Raw genomic sequence first — 820 nt, 5'->3', positions numbered from 1 at the left:
TTGCATAGCCCAGGTTGTGGCGATAGATAACGTATTGGTGCAGCTGCTTTGCCAGAAAACTTTCAAACTTATTCATCAAACAAAACCTCGCGCATTAATTTTATGTGAATGAGAAGATACTTTCGGGTGGACTCGATGCTGTCATGGCCCAGTAATTCTTTGATTTCATATAATGACACACCGGTGTGCAGAAGATTTTGAGCATAGGTATGCCGAAGCCAATATGCGGTTGCAGCCGGGTTAATCTTTTGCATATGAACTTTAAAATGATGATTAACCGTTGTAGGTGTGATGGGGCCATAAGGCGGCTGCAGACTTAAAAAAAGGGTTCGGTGGGCGCTTTGCGGCCGGGCGCCGATAATGTAAGCCGCGATGGCTTTGATGGTGACTTCCGGTAAGGGAAGTATTAAGGGATTATGGCATTTGCGCATATTGATGTTTATTTCGGCTTTGCGAAAGGATATATCGTCCAGTGTGATCTGGCATATCTCCACGGGGCGCAGTCCCAGAGTGTAAGCCAGTTGGAGCATGGCGTAGGTTCGAAGCCCGGTTTGCGAATAGCAGTCAATGCTGTCAAACAGCTTTTTAACCTCGTCGCCACGTAAAAATGTGGGTGGCTTGGCCTGGGCAAACATGGGTGCAGCGACCACCACAGGGGCAAGATCACGTTTTATAATTTGGTGGTGATGATACAGATAGCTTAAAAATCCCCTGATTATCGAACGGTACACTTTACAGGTGGCCGGAGAAAAGCCGCAATTAAACTTGGCGAAAAACGCATCGATATCTTCGATGGTCAACGCCGCCAATTTTATCTTTG

1 protein-coding gene is annotated in these 820 nt (G+C 46.5%); it reads right to left on the bottom strand.

Annotated features, from left to right (window positions below):
- Positions 1 to 68 precede the first annotated feature (68 nt).
- A partial coding sequence (locus GY683_RS09280) for a tyrosine-type recombinase/integrase (protein ID WP_297288454.1) occupies positions 69 to 820 on the bottom strand: 752 nt, incomplete at its 5' end.

This window comes from Moraxella sp. (assembly GCF_024227015.1).
In the GTDB taxonomy this organism is placed as follows: Bacteria; Pseudomonadota; Gammaproteobacteria; order Pseudomonadales; family Moraxellaceae; genus Moraxella.
Note: the sequence above shows the minus strand (reverse complement) of the source record. Positions and strands in the feature narration are given on the sequence as shown.